This window comes from Campylobacter sp. RM6914, assembly GCF_004803835.1.
GTDB lineage: Bacteria > Campylobacterota > Campylobacteria > Campylobacterales > Campylobacteraceae > Campylobacter_A > Campylobacter_A californiensis.
Window position 1 is genome coordinate 866,793 of the sequence record NZ_CP012545.1, and the last position, 16,664, is coordinate 883,456.

Annotated in this window: 17 protein-coding genes; 9 read left to right on the plus strand and 8 right to left on the minus strand. The window is 38.5% G+C overall.

Translation table 11 applies throughout. The features are described from left to right. The first annotated feature begins 62 nt into the window (after window positions 1–62). Genes CCAL_RS04505 through CCAL_RS04545 form a run of 9 tightly spaced genes read left to right on the plus strand, consistent with a single transcriptional unit; the run spans window position 63 to window position 8,557 of the window. A complete protein-coding gene (locus tag CCAL_RS04505; RefSeq protein WP_170016071.1) occupies window positions 63–2,246 on the plus strand; it encodes an NADP-dependent isocitrate dehydrogenase in 2,184 nt (727 codons plus the stop codon). A 3-nt stretch (window positions 2,247–2,249) separates the two neighbouring features. After that, window positions 2,250–3,140, plus strand: coding sequence for a lactate/malate family dehydrogenase (locus CCAL_RS04510; protein ID WP_169935915.1), 891 nt, complete (start codon window positions 2,250–2,252; stop codon window positions 3,138–3,140). Then, window positions 3,140–4,315 (plus strand): ADP-forming succinate--CoA ligase subunit beta, encoded by a 1,176-nt coding sequence (gene sucC / locus CCAL_RS04515; RefSeq protein WP_170016073.1) that lies wholly within the window; start codon window positions 3,140–3,142, stop codon window positions 4,313–4,315. Before CCAL_RS04510 ends, sucC begins: the two co-directional genes overlap by 1 nt. Window position 4,316: 1 nt before the next feature. After that, window positions 4,317–5,216 (plus strand): succinate--CoA ligase subunit alpha, encoded by a 900-nt coding sequence (sucD, locus tag CCAL_RS04520; RefSeq protein ID WP_170000168.1) that lies wholly within the window; start codon window positions 4,317–4,319, stop codon window positions 5,214–5,216. Continuing rightward, window positions 5,200–5,505 carry a 4Fe-4S dicluster domain-containing protein gene (locus CCAL_RS04525; protein WP_170016075.1) on the plus strand — a complete coding sequence of 102 codons (306 nt, stop codon included), beginning with the start codon at window positions 5,200–5,202 and terminating at the stop codon, window positions 5,503–5,505. The genes sucD and CCAL_RS04525 overlap by 17 nt, the downstream gene beginning before the upstream one ends. Next, the gene (locus tag CCAL_RS04530) at window positions 5,506–6,633 is read left to right on the plus strand and encodes a 2-oxoglutarate synthase subunit alpha (RefSeq protein ID WP_170016077.1); all 1,128 of its coding nucleotides are present in this window, start codon (window positions 5,506–5,508) and stop codon (window positions 6,631–6,633) included. After that, the gene (locus tag CCAL_RS04535) at window positions 6,623–7,468 is read left to right on the plus strand and encodes a 2-oxoglutarate ferredoxin oxidoreductase subunit beta (protein WP_170016079.1); all 846 of its coding nucleotides are present in this window, start codon (window positions 6,623–6,625) and stop codon (window positions 7,466–7,468) included. Before CCAL_RS04530 ends, CCAL_RS04535 begins: the two co-directional genes overlap by 11 nt. Further along, entirely contained in the window at window positions 7,465–8,016 is a 552-nt protein-coding gene (locus CCAL_RS04540; RefSeq protein WP_169935905.1) for a 2-oxoacid:acceptor oxidoreductase family protein, read from the plus strand. The genes CCAL_RS04535 and CCAL_RS04540 overlap by 4 nt, the downstream gene beginning before the upstream one ends. A gap of 55 nt (window positions 8,017–8,071) precedes the next feature. Next, window positions 8,072–8,557 carry a flavodoxin domain-containing protein gene (locus CCAL_RS04545; protein ID WP_170016081.1) on the plus strand — a complete coding sequence of 162 codons (486 nt, stop codon included), beginning with the start codon at window positions 8,072–8,074 and terminating at the stop codon, window positions 8,555–8,557. Between the two features lie 34 nt (window positions 8,558–8,591). Here CCAL_RS04545 and CCAL_RS04550 read toward each other — a convergent pair whose 3' ends face one another. The 8 genes from CCAL_RS04550 to hisS form a co-directional block, all read right to left on the minus strand. After that, entirely contained in the window at window positions 8,592–9,230 is a 639-nt protein-coding gene (locus CCAL_RS04550) for a thiamine phosphate synthase (protein WP_169935901.1), read from the minus strand. Next, a complete protein-coding gene (gene thiH, locus CCAL_RS04555; protein ID WP_170016083.1) occupies window positions 9,223–10,383 on the minus strand; it encodes a 2-iminoacetate synthase ThiH in 1,161 nt (386 codons plus the stop codon). Before thiH ends, CCAL_RS04550 begins: the two co-directional genes overlap by 8 nt. Next, the gene (locus CCAL_RS04560; protein ID WP_169935897.1) at window positions 10,383–11,150 is read right to left on the minus strand and encodes a thiazole synthase; all 768 of its coding nucleotides are present in this window, start codon (window positions 11,148–11,150) and stop codon (window positions 10,383–10,385) included. The genes thiH and CCAL_RS04560 overlap by 1 nt, the downstream gene beginning before the upstream one ends. Window positions 11,151–11,162: 12 nt before the next feature. Next, a complete protein-coding gene (gene thiF, locus CCAL_RS04565) occupies window positions 11,163–12,017 on the minus strand; it encodes a sulfur carrier protein ThiS adenylyltransferase ThiF (RefSeq protein WP_170016085.1) in 855 nt (284 codons plus the stop codon). Next, entirely contained in the window at window positions 12,017–12,220 is a 204-nt protein-coding gene (gene thiS / locus CCAL_RS04570; RefSeq protein ID WP_170016087.1) for a sulfur carrier protein ThiS, read from the minus strand. The genes thiF and thiS overlap by 1 nt, the downstream gene beginning before the upstream one ends. An 84-nt stretch (window positions 12,221–12,304) precedes the next feature. Next, window positions 12,305–13,474, minus strand: a complete 1,170-nt coding sequence (locus CCAL_RS04575) for a pyridoxal phosphate-dependent aminotransferase (protein WP_170016089.1) — start codon at window positions 13,472–13,474, stop codon at window positions 12,305–12,307. Window positions 13,475–13,588: 114 nt separating this feature from the next. Further along, on the minus strand, window positions 13,589–15,424 hold the full coding sequence (gene speA / locus CCAL_RS04580) for a biosynthetic arginine decarboxylase (protein ID WP_169935889.1): 1,836 nt from the start codon (window positions 15,422–15,424) through the stop codon (window positions 13,589–13,591). Next, window positions 15,417–16,655 (minus strand): histidine--tRNA ligase, encoded by a 1,239-nt coding sequence (gene hisS / locus CCAL_RS04585; protein WP_170016091.1) that lies wholly within the window; start codon window positions 16,653–16,655, stop codon window positions 15,417–15,419. Before hisS ends, speA begins: the two co-directional genes overlap by 8 nt. Between the last annotated feature and the right edge of the window lie 9 nt (window positions 16,656–16,664).

A 16,664-nucleotide genomic window follows, 5' to 3' on the forward strand; every position in this document is an offset into this window, starting at 1 on the left:
TTTATTTTATAATTGTTTTTTAACAAAAAAACGATAAATTTATAAAAAACCAAGGAATAAATATGAGTGAGATCATTTGGACTAAGACGGATGAAGCCCCGTTGTTTTCGAGTTATTCGTTATTGCCTATTTTGCAAAGTTTTTTATCGAAGGCAGGCATAAAAATATCACAAAAAGATATATCTTTAGCAGGACGAATACTGGCTGAATTTAGTGATATTTTAGCTAATAAACACGAAAACGCTCTTGAGCTATTAGGAGAGCTTACAAAGAGTGCTGACGCAAATATCATAAAACTTCCAAATATTTCAGCAACACTTCCTCAACTAAATGCTGCCATTAGCGAGCTTAGAAGCAAAGGCTTTGATCTACCGTTATATCCAAATGAGATAAAAACAAAAGAAGATGAAGAGATAGCAAAAAAATACGCAAAGATAATTGGAAGCGCGGTTAATCCAGTCCTTAGACAAGGCAATTCTGACAGGCGCTGTGTAAAGGCGGTAAAAGACTACGCAAGGGCAAATCCACACTCCACGGGCGAGTGGGATAAAAATGTAAAAACTCGTGTAGCACACATGCAAGATGGGGATTTTTACGCCAACGAAGAGTCTATCATCAGTAAAAAAGATGATGTTTATACAATAAATTTTATAAATAAAAATGGTGAGAAGACAAAACTAAAAGAGCTTGAAATCTTAAAAGATGAGATAATCGATGCTAGTTTTATGAGTGTAAAAAAGCTTGATAAATTTTATCAAGATGCCTTTAAAAGCGCAAAAGATGATGACTTACTGGTAAGCTTACATCTAAAAGCTACGATGATGAAAGTAAGCGATCCTGCTATATTTGGTCATGCGATAAAGATCTTTTTTAATAAAGCATTTGATGAGTTTGGTGAAATTTTTAAAAGCCTAGAGATAAATGAAAACAACGGTTTAAAAGATATTTTTGCTAAAATTTCAACTCTAAAAGAGACAGAACGAAACAGGATCAAAGCTAAATTTGATGAAATTTTTACCTCATCGGCAAGTGTTGCGATGGTAAATAGCGCACAAGGTGTTACGAATTTTCACGTTCCAAACGATACGATAATCGACGCTTCAATGCCTGCCATGATAAGAAATTCTGGAACAATGTATGATAAAAACGGCGAACCAAAAGAGACTTTAGCGATAATACCCGACAAAACTTACGCCACTCTTTATCAAGCTTGCATAAACAACCTAAAAGAAAAAGGCTCACTTGATGTCACCAAAATAGGAAGCGTCTCAAATGTCGGTTTAATGGCTAAAAAAGCTGAAGAATACGGCAGTCACGATAAGACTTTCATTGCAAAAGATGATGGAGAATTTATCGTAGTTGATAAAGACGATAAAGAGGTATTTAAATTTAATGTGCAAAGCGGCGATATCTTCCGCATGACTCAAGCAAAAGATGATGCTATAAAAAGCTGGATAGACCTAGCTTTAAATAGAGGCAAGATAACAGGCGAACCGCTAGTTTTTTGGCTTGATGAAAACAGAGCGCACGATAGAAATTTAAAATCAAAAATAGATCTTTTGAAATTTGAAAATGCAGGCGTAAAGTATGAAATTTTAAACTATGAAAAAGCATGCGAGAAATGCCTTGACATCATAAGAGAGGGTAAAAATGTTATAGGCGTTACAGGGAATGTCTTGCGTGACTATTTAACTGATCTTTTCCCGATACTGGAGCTTGGCACTAGCTCAAAAATGCTATCTGTCGTGCCTTTGCTTTGCGGAGGAGGTATGTTTGAGACTGGAGCGGGTGGAACTGCACCTGTGCTAGTAAAAGAGCTAATTGAGCAAAACCATCTCATCTGGGATAGTCTTGGCGAATACCTAGCTCTCATAGCCTCGCTAGAACATCTTGCTAATTCTAAAAGCAATAAAAACGCTAAAATTTTAGCTAAAACACTAGATGGTGCCGTAAATTTATACCTAAAAAATAACAAATCACCACAAATGGGAGTTAAAAATCCAGACACTAGAGCGAGCCACTACTATCTAGCCCTTTACTGGGCGCAAGAGCTTAAAAATAGTGAACTTGGCAAAGAATTTACAAATTTAGCAGATGATTTGCTAGCTAACGAAGCTAAAATTTTAAATGAACTTTGCGAAATTCAAGGGGATGGAGTTGATTTTGGTGGATATTTTTATCCGGATGAGCAAAAAAGTTCTAATATCATGAGACCTAGTCAAACACTAAATAAAATAATAGGATAAAAAATGAAGATAAGTATAATCGGAGCAGGAAATGTCGGAGCAAGTATAGCTTACGCTCTTTGCATGAGAGAGGTTTGTGATGAGATCGCACTTGTTGATATTTTTAATGATGTTGCAAAGGCGAAGGCTATCGACATAACGCAAGCAAGCTGTGTGTTTGGTGCTAAAACCAAAGTTGTCGGCGCGGATAACTTTGAGCTAGTTAAAAACAGCGATATAGTTGTTGTTACGGCAGGTAGCCCTAGAAAAGATGGTCAAAGCAGAGAAGACTTGCTTATTAAAAACGCTCTAGTAGTAAAGTCAAGCGCCGAAAATATCGCCAAATTTGCTCCAAATGCGATAATAATCGTCGTTACAAACCCGCTTGATGTTATGGTTTGGGTTGCACGTAAGTTTAGCGGCTTTGATAAAAGTCGTGTTTTGGGTATGGCTGGCGAGCTGGACGGCGCAAGATGTCGTTTTGAGCTTGCTCAAATTTTATCACAAGATATGAGTGAGCTTAGAACAAAAGTTGTTGGAGCGCACAATGATAAAATGGTCATATCCAATAAAAATATCAATGTAAATTTAAACAAAGAAAACTTTGAAGTCTTAAAACACGAGACAAAAACAGGTGGAGCAAAGATAGTAAAACTACTCGGAACTTCGGCGTATTACGCTCCTGCGGCAGCTGTTGTAAAGATGTGTGAAGAGATAAAAGATCAAAAAGGCGAGATCGTTAGCGCAAGTGTGATCTTAGACGATGATCTTTCTTGCGGTAGGTTGGTAAAACTAAGCAAAAACGGGGTTGGCGAAATTTTAGAGCTAAATTTGGATCAAGAAGACTTAGATGAGCTAAACGCAAGTCAGGACGAGATCAGAAAGAACATAAATTTCTTAAAAGAAAATTTATAATGAACATTCACGAATACCAAGCCAAGCGGATTTTTAAAGACTATGGCATAAATGTCGCAAACGGTATTTTAGTTGCAAATTTAAATGAGACCAAAGAGGCTTTAGATGTTTTGCAAACAGATAAATTTATCCTAAAAGCGCAAATTCATGCAGGTGGTCGTGGACTTGGCGGTGGTGTGAAGATAACAAAAGACAAACAAGAGGCGTTAGAGTGGGTGGCTAGTATGCTAAACACTCGCCTTATAACCAAGCAAACTTCAAAAGACGCAATGCTTGTTGAAAAAATTTACATCGAAGAGGCTATTAAATTTAAACAAGAAATTTATCTAAGTTTGACATTTGATAGAAACAACGAGAGCATCAGCCTGATCGTTTCAAAAAACGGCGGCATAAGTATAGAAGAAGCTGCACAAATAAGTCCACATCTTATAAAAAATATAAGTATAGATCCGCAGATAGGGCTTTGCTTGTTTCACGTTCAAGAGCTTGTGGTATTTCTTGACATCAATAAAGAACTAGCGTTAAAACTTCATGAAACGATTTTAAAACTATATCAAATTTATATTCAAAAAGACGCAAATTTAATAGAGATAAACCCGCTTGTTTTAACGCAAGATGATGAAATTTATGCGCTTGATGCAAAGATAAGTTTTGACGATAGTGCTCTTTTTAGACATCCTGAAATTTTAGCTCTAAGTGATCCGTCTCAAGCTGATCCAAGCGAAAACGAAGCCAAAGAGCAAAAGTTAAATTACATAAAATTTAATGGAAGTGTTGGTTGCGTTGTAAACGGTGCAGGGCTTGCGATGGCAACTATGGATATCATAAAAGAGCTTGGCGCAGATGCGGCAAATTTTTTAGACGTTGGCGGAAGTGCAACAAGTGACGGTGTGGCAAAGGCTTTTAGGCTCATTTTAAAAGATAAAAACGTCAAGGTGATTTTCGTAAATATTTTTGGCGGCATAGTAAGATGCGACCGTATCGCTTCTGGTGTGATAAAAGCATGTAAAGAGATAGGTCTAGACGTGCCTGTGGTTGTTAGGCTTGACGGCACGAATGCAAAAGAAGCCATGCAAATGTTAAAAGAGTCTGCCTTAAAAGGGCTACATGCAAGTCAAAATTTGCTTGATGGTGCAAAGCTAGCCGTAAAACTTGCCAAAGAAACGAGCTTATGACATGAGTATATTTATAGACAAAAACACAAAAGTCATAGTCCAAGGCATAACGGGCAAGGAAGGTAGCTTTCATACTCAAAGCTGTTTGGACTACGGCACGCAAATTTTAGCCGGAGTTACCCCTTTTAAAGGTGGGCAAACCCATCTTGGGGTTAAAATTTATAACACCGTAAAAGAGGCAAAAGAGGCTACTGGCGCTGATGTTAGCATGGTGTTTGTTCCTGCGAATTTTTGCAAAGATGCGATCATCGAGGCGGCAAATGCAGGCATAAGGCTTTGCGTTGTTATAACAGAACATCTGCCTGTTCTTGATATGCTAGAGGCAAAAACCTACGCAAAAAAATGCGGTATGAAGATAATCGGACCAAATTCGCCGGGCATCATAAGCGCAGGCGAGTGTAAACTTGGCATAATGCCTAGTTGCGTCTTTGAAAAAGACAAGATAAATGTCGGGATCATCTCCAAATCAGGCACTCTAACATATGAAGCCGCAAATCAGATAAAAGCCCAAGGTTTTGGCATATCAAGTGCGATTGGCATAGGTGGAGACGCTGTTATCGGTATGGCTTATGATGAAATCTTACTAGAGTTTGACAAAGACGAGGATACAAAAGCTATCGTTATGATAGGCGAGATCGGTGGCGAACTTGAGAGCAACGCGGCAGACATCATAAGAAATTTAAAAAAGCCGGTTGTTGCATTCATAGCAGGAGCCAGTGCACCGCAAGGGCGTAAAATGGGACATGCTGGAGCCATTATAAATTCAAAGAACGCAAGCGCAAGAGCCAAATTTGAGATACTTGAAAGTGTCGGTGCTTATACGGTTACAAATCCTGCCAAAATAGGTGAAAAATTAAAACAAATATATAATGAAGGAAAATTTTATGATCATAAGAGATGATGTGCCCGTTTGGGTTGATGAAAGCAGGTGTAAGGCTTGCGATATCTGCGTGAGCAACTGTCCCGCGGGAGTTCTTGGTATGCGTATAGAAATCTCTGCAGTGCTTGGTAAGATAATCGAAGTAGTTTATCCTGAGTCTTGTATAGGTTGTCGCGACTGTGAGTTACATTGTCCTGATTTTGCGATTTATGTTGCCGATAAAGGATATAAATTTGCCAAGCTTACGCCAGAAAGCAAAGAAAGAGCACTTTTGGTAAAAGAAAATAAATTTCAAAAGCTGGAGGCGTAGATGAGAGAGATAGTATCAACGGGAAATTCGCTCGTAGCTATGGCTGCCATAGAGTGCGGTTGTAACTTTTTTGGCGGATATCCCATAACCCCAAGCAGTGAGATAGCACACGAACTAAGTCTTTTGTTGCCGCAAAATGGCGGAACATTTATACAAATGGAAGATGAGATAGCGGGTATATCTGTGGCTCTTGGAGCGGCTATGAGCGGTGCAAAAGCAATGACAGCAAGCTCAGGTCCCGGAATTTCTCTAAAAGCAGAGCAGATAGGCTTGGGTTTTATAGCTGAAATTCCTATCGTTATCGTAAACGTTATGCGCGGCGGACCTTCTACGGGACTTCCTACTCGTGTGGCACAAGGCGATGTCTTGCAAGCTAAAAACCCAACTCACGGCGATGTTAATATGATAGTTTTAGCGCCTTCGAGTTTGGCTGAGTGTTATACTCAAACCATCCACGCGTTTAACCTAGCCGCACGTTTTATGACACCAGTTATGCTGCTTCTTGACGAAACGGTAGCGCATATGCAGGCAAAGGTAAGTTTGCCTGAAATTTACGAACTTGAAATTTACAAAAGAGATGAATTTAAAGGAGATCCAAGCTCATACAAGCCTTATGCCGCTAAATTTGACGCTCCTGCAACGCTAAATCCTTTCTTTAAAGGCTACCGCTATCATATCACAGGTCTTCATCACGGAGAAACTGGCTTTCCTACGGAAGATGGAAATATCGTTGAGTATAATATAAATAGGCTGTTTAATAAAATAAATTTACACACGGATAAGATAGAACAAAGCGAAGAATTTATGTTAGATGACGCTCAAATTTGTATCATTGCATACGGAAGTGTCGCTCTTGCAGCCAAACAAGCTATACTAAATTTACGTCAAAAAGGACTAAAAGTAGGGCTTTTTAAACCTATATCGCTTTTCCCGATGCCTAAAAACGCATTAAAGGAAATTGCCGACAAATTTGATAAAATTTTAGTTTGCGAGCTAAATTTGGGTCAATACAGTGGCGAGATCGAAAAAGTCATAAAAAAAGAAACACAAAAATTACTAAAAGCAAACGGCAGACCACTCACTCCAAGTGAGATAGAAGCCAAGATAGGAGAGTGCTATGGCATTTAATTACGATAATTATTTAAGAGCTGATAAAATGCCTACGCTTTGGTGCTGGGGCTGTGGGGACGGAGTTATTTTAAAAAGTGTCATTAGGGCGATAGATCAGCTAGGCTGGGACATGAATGACGTATGTGTTGTTTCAGGCATAGGGTGTAGCGGAAGATTTTCAAGCTATGTAAATTGTAATACTGTTCATACTACACATGGTCGCGCCATAGCTTATGCTACAGGTATAAAACTAGCAAATCCAAGCAAACATGTTATCGTTGTAACAGGTGATGGGGACGGTCTTGCCATAGGTGGCAACCACACCATACATGGATGCAGAAGAAATATCGGACTTAACCATATCCTTATAAACAACTTTATCTATGGACTTACAAATTCTCAAACAAGCCCGACTACTCCAAGAGGATTTTGGACGGCTACAGCTCAACTTGGCAACATCGACCCTAGCTTTAATGCAACAAATTTAGCCATCGCAGCCGGAGCAACATTTGTTGCAAGAGGAAGCGTTATAGAACCTGAAAGACTTACGAAACTTTTTGTTGAAGGCTTTAAGCACGACGGATATAGTTTTTTTGATGTATTTTCAAACTGTCATGTAAATTTGGGTCGTAAAAATAAAATGGGCGAAGCCGTAAAAATGCTTGAGTGGATCAAAGAAAGAAGTGTAAACAAAATCAAATTTGATCAAATGAGCGAAGATGAGCAAAAAGGACTTTTTCCGCTCGGAGTTTTACATAAAGATGAAGCTAAAACCGAGTATTCAAAAGCCTATGCGAAAGTTATCGCAGCCGCCAAAGACGGTACAAAGATAAATTTTGAGGAGATAGTATGAAAACTCAACTTAGATTTGTCGGTGTCGGCGGGCAGGGTGTCATAATGGCTGGTGAAATTTTAGCCGCAGCAAAGATAGAAGACGGCGGATATGGCGTAAAAGCTTCCACATATACTTCTCAAGTTCGCGGAGGACCGACAAAGGTTGACATCATTCTTGATGAAAATGAAATTTTATACCCTTATGCAAACGAAGGCGAGATAGACTTTATGCTAGCAACCGCACAAAAAAGTTATGATCTTTTTAAAGACGGAGTAAAAGAGGGCGGTATCATAGTCGTAGAACCAAACCTTGTAAAACCAAGCCAAGATGATTTAAAAAAATGGAAAATTTATGAAATTCCTATCATCTCTATCGCTAAAGACGAAGTTGGAAACGTTATCACTCAAAGCGTTGTAGCGCTTGGAGTTGCGGTGCAAATGAGCGGTTGCTTGGATAACAAGCTTGTAAAAGCAAGTATGCTATCTCACGTGCCAAAAAAGGTGCAAGAAGCAAATGCTAAAGCGTATGATCTAGGGATAAAATACGCAAAAGAAGTGATGAATTAGTTAAATTTTAATACCAAAAAGAGTAAAATACTCTAAATTTATCAAAAGGAATAAAATGAGTAAAGTAGCTATTTTTTACGCAACAGGCAAAGGCGATACTAAAAAAGCATGCGAGTATCTTGGTGGGAAACTAAACGCCAAGATTTTGCCTGTAAATGAAGCAACTAGGGCTGTCTTTGAAGAGCAAGACGTCTTAATCCTAGCTAGTTCAAGCTATGGTTTTGGCGAACTGCACGATGACTGGAAAAACAAATTAAACGAACTAAAAGAGGCGAATTTAAAAGGCAAAAAAGTCGCGATAGTAGCCGTAGGCAACCAAGAAAGACACGCTGATAGCTTTGTAAGCGGAGTGGTTGATTTCTTACCTTGCATCAAAGATGCTATTTTGATAGGACAGAGTGAACTTGACGGCTATAAATTTGATAGCTCTTCGGCTTTTATAAATGGCAAATTTATAGGACTTGCGCTTGATACAAAAGGTGACAAAGAGTATGAAGCTCGCATAGATAAATGGGTCGTTGCTTTAAAAGAGCAAATTTAAACCATACTAAAAACCTCTTTGAGATAGACTTTTCTTAAAGAGGTTTAAAATTCCTTACAAATTTAAACTCATCCTCACATCTCATGGCTAAACTCATGGTGCAAATTCCATCCACTCCGGCGTTCAAGATATCTTTGGCGTTTGTTTCGTTTATGCCACCAAGAGCGTAAATTTCTTTATCAAATTTAGCTTTTAGTTCTTTAATAAAACAAACCCCTTTTGGTTCAAGTCCTACTTTGGAATTTGTAGCAAATATATGAGAAGCAACCAAAATATCTGCAAATTTAGAGGAGTTAAGAGCTTCGTCAAAAGTATGAGCCGGAGCGTAAATTTTAGCATTTAAATTTTGCTTTTTATGCTCGGCTAAATTTCGCATGTTAAGCCCAAACTCATCTGTTTTTAAATTTATAAGCGTTTCGAGTTGTTTTGAACTCATCCAAAACGATCTCTCAAGCTCACACGCGATATTAAAAAATTGATTGATAACGAGTTTTGTGTTAAATTTCTTACAAATTTCATCTACCTTAAAAGCAAGTAAGCGAAATTCATTCTCGTTAAGCTCTTTTTCACGAAGTAAAATTTCATCTACGCCGGCTTTGCAGAGCTTTGAAATTTTATCTAAAAAATCCCCTTCACAAAGAGCCGTTGAGCCTATTACAAGAAGTTTAGACATAGATATATTCGCTCATTAAAGGCTCAAGTCCTTGAGCTCTTATCATGGCGCAAATTTCATCAACCGAGCGAGAGTCTTCTATCTCAAACTGCTCATCGCCTTTTTTGTTATCCGAGTGTGCACCGATACCGACATTTACTCCTGCGCTTATTTTGTTTGCAGCGATTTTAACGGCATTATCGCGAAACAAAGCGCGCTCACGAGTTGAGATAGTTATGTTTGCGCTTGGCATAAAGATACGATAAGCGCATATCACTTGCAAAAGCTCGCGCTCACGGACACCTCTTGGATTGATCTTGGAGTTGTTTATGATAGGACGAAGTCTAGGTACTGAAAATGCGATCTCTGCATGAGGGTATTTTTTCTGCACCAAACTAGCATGCAGTGCTGTAGAAAATGCGTCTAACCTAAAGTCGTCGAGTCCTAAAAGAGCGGCAAAACCAACCCCTCTCATGCCTCCCATAAGAGCTCTTTCTTGCGCATTTAGCCTGTATGGGAAAATCCTTTTATTTCCTGCAAGGTGAAGTTTTTCGTATTTTGAAGGATTATAAGTTTCTTGAAAAACGGTTACATAGTCTACTCCGCTTTTGTGAAGTAGGGCGTAATTGGTCGAATTTACAGGATAAACTTCAACTCCGACTATCTTAAAATACCTATTTGCTATCTTGCACGCTTTTGCGATGTAGTTTATATCGGAATTTGTCTCGCTTTCGCCGGTAAGTATCAAGATGTCTTCAAGCCCAGTTTTTGCTATCTCTTTTAGTTCAGCTTCGATCTCACTCTCGCTTAACTTAGCTCTTTGTATATTGTTTTTAGAGTTAAATCCGCAATAAACACAGAGATTATCACAGTGATTTGCTATGTAAAGCGGAGTAAAAACGCTAACGTTTATACCAAAATTTGCCCTTGTTTTTTTCATGGCAAGCAAGGCTATTTGCTCTAAAAATTCAGACGCCGCAGGACTTAAAAGCGCTTTTAAATTTTCTAAAGTGCAAATTTTACTCTCAAGTGCAGCCAAGACATCATCTTTGGTATAAATTTCAGGCTTATAGCTCTCTCGCTCTTTTAAGACGGCATTCATTATCTCATCGCCTATGTTTTGCATATGCGGCAAAAGCTTCATGTGGTCGGTTTTAAATTGACTAAATTTCATTATTCTAAAAATCCCGTCAACGGAGAGCTTGCACTAGCGCTATCTTTTACTCGTCCAAGCCCTGCAAGATAGCCCTCACGACCGGCATTTATGGCGTTTTTAAACGCTCTTGCCATAAGGGTTATGTTTTTAGAAGTTGCGATCGCGGTATTTGCCATGACTGCCGCTGCTCCAAGTTCCATAGCCTCACAAGCCTGAGACGGGCGACCGATACCGGCATCAACTATGATCGGAGCTTCTACCTCGTTTATTAAAATTTCAATGATATTTTTAAAAACCAAGCCTTGATTTGATCCGATAGGTGCGCCAAGAGGCATAACACAAGCTGCGCCGCTGTTTATCATGGCTCTTGCCGAATTTAGCTCGGGATACATATAAGGCATGACAACAAAACCCTCTTTGGCCAAAATTTCAGTCGCTTTTATAGTTTCGTAGTTATCGGGGAAAAGGTATTTTGAGTCGGTTATGATCTCTATCTTTACAAAATTTCCACAACCAAGCTCACGTGAAAGTCTAGCTATACGCACTGCCTCCTCGGCATTTCTAGCTCCGCTTGTATTTGGTAGGAGCGTGACATTTTTTGGTATAAAATCAAGTATATTTCTATCTTTGCTTTCATTTACACGGCGAAGCGCTAGTGTGATGATTTGCGCATTTGCTTCATTTATAGCAGCAGTTATTAACTCATGGCTGTATTTGCCAGAGCCTAAAATAAACCTTGAGCTAAATTCTTTATCTCCAAGTTTTAAAGTATTGTTTTGTTGCATATTTTGCCTTTATTAATTTGCTTCAAGACCCATAAGAAGGCGGATGGCTAGGTTTGCTTCGTGATTAGCACATATCGCGACTCTTGGAGCCATTAGTCCTTGTCCATGCTTTGCGGCATTTACAAGATCTCCACAAATATGAACGTTTTTTGCAAATTTGATAGTTTTTATGAGGTTTGAGCTATAATGCCCAGCCATGCCTGATGCGCCAATTATCTGCTTATCTTTTAAGCTTAGTCCGGCTTCGTTTACTATCATTGCTTTGCCTACGACATTATCAAATGCCTCACACACGATAGAACATGGCGCAAAAACTTCAGCTACATTTGAACTATCAAGAAGCACATCATGGGTTATAACTTCGACAAAAGGATTTACATCGGTGATTAAATTTTTTAATGCCTCGGTTTTTTTCATGCCGATATGCTTTACAAAGTATTGTTGTCGGTTTAGATTGCTAGGCTCGACTACGTCAAAGTCGGCTAGCACAAGCTTTGCTACACCTACGCGAGCAAGGCTTAAGGCAATGTTTGATCCAAGTCCTCCAAGTCCGGCTACTCCGATGCAGGCATTTGATAAAGCCTCATTTAGCTCAGGCGAATTTCTTGCGGCTATCATTGCTTTTAAAACATCTTTTTGAGGCATAACACCACGTTTTATAAACACTACGTTAGAACCGTCATTTAGCACTAAATTTTCTTTTGTTGCAAAGCCGTCAACGATAAAAATATCAGGCTCATCGGCATTAAATTTAGTTAAAAATTTATAAATTTCTCCATTTTTATTATCAAAAATTTCAGACTTTAACTCATTCAAATCACTTGCCAAAACTTCAAATTTAACACCGTTTATTACTATTTGCTTCATTAACCGCCTCCTACAAATTCTACCACTTCATATTTTTTACCAAGGCCCATCGTCTGTTCTTGCCACATGTTTCTTGGTAAAATTTCATAGTCGCGCTCAAGTGCTATAAATTTGAGTTCAAATCCAAATTTGAGTAAAAATTCCTCTACTGTCATATCACTTTCAAGAGTGATTTCTTTGCCGTTCAGGACTATGTTTACCATTATGAAGTGCCTTAAAATTTTATCGTGGTATTGTATCTAAAATTTATAAATGGAAAAAAGAAGACGGAAAGCTCCGTCTTTAGATTATTTGTAAGTTTTTACAAACTCTGCTATCCTAGCGATAGCCTTTTTGATACTTCCTATATCTGTAGCAAAGCTTATCCTAAAATATCCATCCATACCAAATCCAACCCCAGGAACAGTGGCTACATTTGCTTTTAAAAGCATGTCTTGACAAAATTTCATGCTATCTGGTTCAACTTTAGAGCAGTTTACAAATAGATAAAATGCACCTTTTGGCGAGTCTACACTAAGCCCATCTATCTCGTTTATAAGATTAACTGCGATATCGCGACGTGATTGATACTCGCGTCTCATGCGTTCTATATCATCGTCTGTTTTTCCTAAAAGTGAAGGTATGGCACCTGCTTGGACGATAGAGCTTATGTTGCTAGTACTTTGGCTTTGTAGCTTTTTCATGGCTGCATTTAGCTCGTTTATCGGACTTGCTATGTAACCAAATCTCCAACCCGGCATTGCGCCGCATTTGCTTAGTCCATTTATCGTGACGGTGCGATTAAAAAGATCTTGACTAACAGATGCAACTGATACAAATTCTACGTCATAAACTAATTTTTCATAAATTTCATCGCTTGTTATGATGATGTCAGTGCCCTTTAGCACCTCTCCAAGAGCTGCTATCTCATCGCGAGTATATACTGATCCTGTTGGATTTGTAGGGTGGTTTAGGCTTAAAATTTTTGTTTTTGGAGTTATAGCGTCTTTGAGTTGTTGAGGGGTGATTTTAAATTCAGTGCTTTCGTTTGTTTCGATAAATACAGGCTTGCCTCCGCAGAATTTCACTATCTCCGGGTAACTTACCCAATACGGGCTTGGTATGATAACTTCATCGCCCTCATCAACAAGTGCTTGAAAGACGTTAAATAAAGAATGCTTGGCTCCGACGTTTGTTATTATCTGGCTAGGTTCGTATTTTAGTCCGTTATCTCTTTCAAATTTAGCCGAGATTGCTTTTAAAACTTCAGCCGTTCCAGGAACCGGGGTGTATTTTGAGCAGCCTTTATCAAGTGCTTCTTTTACACTGTTTTTTATAGTTACAGGTGTGTCAAAGTCAGGTTCGCCCGCTGAAAGACTGATGACATCAATCCCTGCCGCCTTCATCTCTTTTGCTTTTGAGCTGATTGCTATTGTTAAAGACTCGCTTAGAGTTTGCATTCTTTTTGCTAAAACCATTTTTAACTTCCCCTTTGTAAATTTTTTAAAGTAATTTTATAACAAATAATTTTTGAAGCGACCCAAAAATTTAAAATTTAAGATCGCTTTTTAACCTCATGTTTCAATAAGTAATCAATTAATAGTTTTTAGATAACTATTGTCATTTAAAAACAGATAAAGTTCTCCTAAAATTTGTTTTTTCTGTGTTTCGTTGATTAAATTTGACTTTTCAAGCCTTTCGTTCAAAGTGTCTTGTATCTCGTAAATATCATAGTCAAGATCCTCCATGATATCAAGTATCGACTGACTTTCGATCACATCTTTTATAGTGTAGCCTTCAGGCGTAAGCTCTATCGTTGCTTCCGTAGGATGAGTAAAGAGGTTGTGCTTCATCCCAAGAACTTCTTGATACGCACCAACTAGGAAAAATCCCAAAAAATACTCCTCCTTTTCAACATCTACATCGTGCAAGAAGAGCTGATTACCGTCTTCGTTGTAGCTTATCTCGCCGTCGCTATCGCATGTTATATCCCAGATACAAGCAGGAAGTGTAGGGCGTATATCAAGCCTATCTAATGGCATGATAGGGAAGTTTTGCTGTAAACCCCAAAAATCGGGCATGGATTGAAACATCGAGAAATTTACTAGATAACGCTCTTTTATCTCCTCTTGTATGCGCACAAGGTCTGCGGTGCTGTTTTTATTGCCAAGCATGATAACGGCTTTTTTACTTATCAGCTGGACTAAAATTTCTGCATTTGAGCGATCTTGAAGATCAACATAACCAAGGTCAAACAGCGTAAGCACACTTTCCATATGGTGGATCGCATCATGCAGATATTCAAGTGCATTTGAAGGCTTTATCGTCTCGTAAAGATCGTAAAGTTCGGTTATTAAAGGTGGATTTTTCTTTTTTAAATTTAGCTTTTCTTCGGTATGGTCTTGGCTGAAAAGTTCAAGCACAGGAGCCACCAAAAGTGCGTGAGAAGCCGAAACAAAACGCCCGCTTTCTATAAAAATATCAGGCTCGAATTCATTTTTTTGATTTGCGATATTTTTTAGAAGATAAACAACGTCGTTTGCATATTCGTTTAGAGTATAGTTGCGGCTTATAGTTTGTTTAAATTGCGAATACTCAATCGCCAAACCGCCGCCTAAATTTATGGCTTTTAGGTTTGTTGCACCCATTTTTCTTAGCTCAACATAGATGTTGCCTGCCTCGGTTAGCGCCTTTTTAAGTGGGTGAATTTCATTTATTTGCGAGCCGATATGAAAGTGTATCATAGTAAAGCAGTCAAGCAAATTCGCTTTTTTAAGCAAATTTACCGCTTCGATAAGCTCGGTTGAAGTTAGTCCGAATTTAGAATAAATTCCACCGCTCTTAGCCCATATGCCAGAGCCTGCAGAGTGCAGACGTATGCGAAGTCCGATGTTTGGTTTTGGGGCAAATCTCTCCTTTGCGGTTGCGATGATCGCTTCAAGCTCATTTAGGCCCTCGATGGTTAAAGTTATGTTGTGTCCCATTTCAGCCGCGATAAAGCCGATATTTATAAGCTCTTTGTCTTTAAATCCGTTTACCGTTATTGGTGCGCCGTCGTTGTTGTATGCCATAGTCAAAAGAAGCTCTGCCTTACTTCCTGCTTCAAGCCCGTAGTTATACGGCTTGCCAAGGCGTGTTAGGTTTTTAACAAAACCTGGGTATTGATTTACTTTTAGAGGAAAAACCGCGTTAAAATTGCCTTTATACTCAAATTCCTTTTTTGCCTTAGCAAAGCTTGCATGAATTTGCTCGATCTGCTTTTGTATAAGGTGTGGAAAACGAAGAAGCAATGGACCTCTATAGCCCTCTTTGCGTATATCTTTTACAATGTCGATTATCGCTGGTTTTCCTGCCGAATTTATGCAAACCTTGCCATTTTCTATGACAAAATTTGAGTTTCCCCAGATATTTAAACCATAATCATTCATTATCAAGTTCCTTTTCAAGCTCATTTAAATTTATAGTTTTTTCGGTTTTATTGTCTAAATTTTTATACCAAATTTGACTATTTGCGCGTTCATTTTCTCCTATGCAAAGGAAAATTTTAGCGCCTTTATTGTCTGCTATTTGCAAATGTTTTTGAAGTTTTTTGGCTTCATAGGATATCTCTACTTTAAATTTATCCCGCATTTTAGTCCCAAGCGAATATACAAAGTCCAAATTTTGCTCATCTAATGCACAAATATAAACTCCGTTTCGCTCGTTTTTAATATCTCTTGAGCTTAAAATTTCCATTATACGCTCTATGCCCATGGCAAATCCAACTCCATAGCTTGCTTTCCCACCAAGATACTCCACAAGCCTATCATATCGTCCGCCACCGGCTACCGCGCTTTGAGAGCCTATCTCATTGCTAATAAACTCAAATGCAGTCTTACAGTAATAATCAAGCCCTCGCACAAGCTTTGGATCAACCTCATAACCTATGTTGTTTTCGTCTAAAATTTTCTTTAGCTTATCAAAGTCATCCGCAGCTTCTTTGCTTAAATTTTCTATCATTAGCGGTGCATTTTGATAAATTTCTTGGCATTTTTCATTTTTGCAATCAAGCGTTCTTATAGGGTTAAGCTCTTTTCTTCTAAGACAATCATCGCAAATTTCACTCTCATTTGCATCTAAAAATTTGACTAATTTTTCTTTATAGCTAGCCATAGAAGAAACATCTCCAAGAGAGTTTATTTTAAGTGTGGCTTTGATATCTAAGCGTTTTAAAATTTCACTTATCATTAAAATAATACTTGCGTCCTCATAAACGCTAGCCTCACCAAAACACTCCACGCCAAACTGGTGAAATTCTCTTAAGCGACCCTTTTGAGGTCTTTCGTATCTAAACATAGAGCCATGATAAAACCACCTATAAACGCCACCTGCACGGTCAAGTTTGGCTTCGATATAAGCCCTAACAACCCCCGCAGTGCCTTCAGGGCGTAAGCATACATCGTTGTTACCCTTATCAGTAAACTGATACATCTCTTTACCGACGATATCGCTACTTTCTCCAACACTTCGTTTAAAAAGAGCAGTCTCTTCAAGATGTGGAGTTTTTATCTGAGTATAACCGTAGTTTTTAGCCACGTCTTCACAGGTTTTTACAATGTATTCATATAGTTTACTTCTATCTTGAAGCATGTCTTTCATTCCGCGAAGTGCTGTTATCATTTTTGTCCT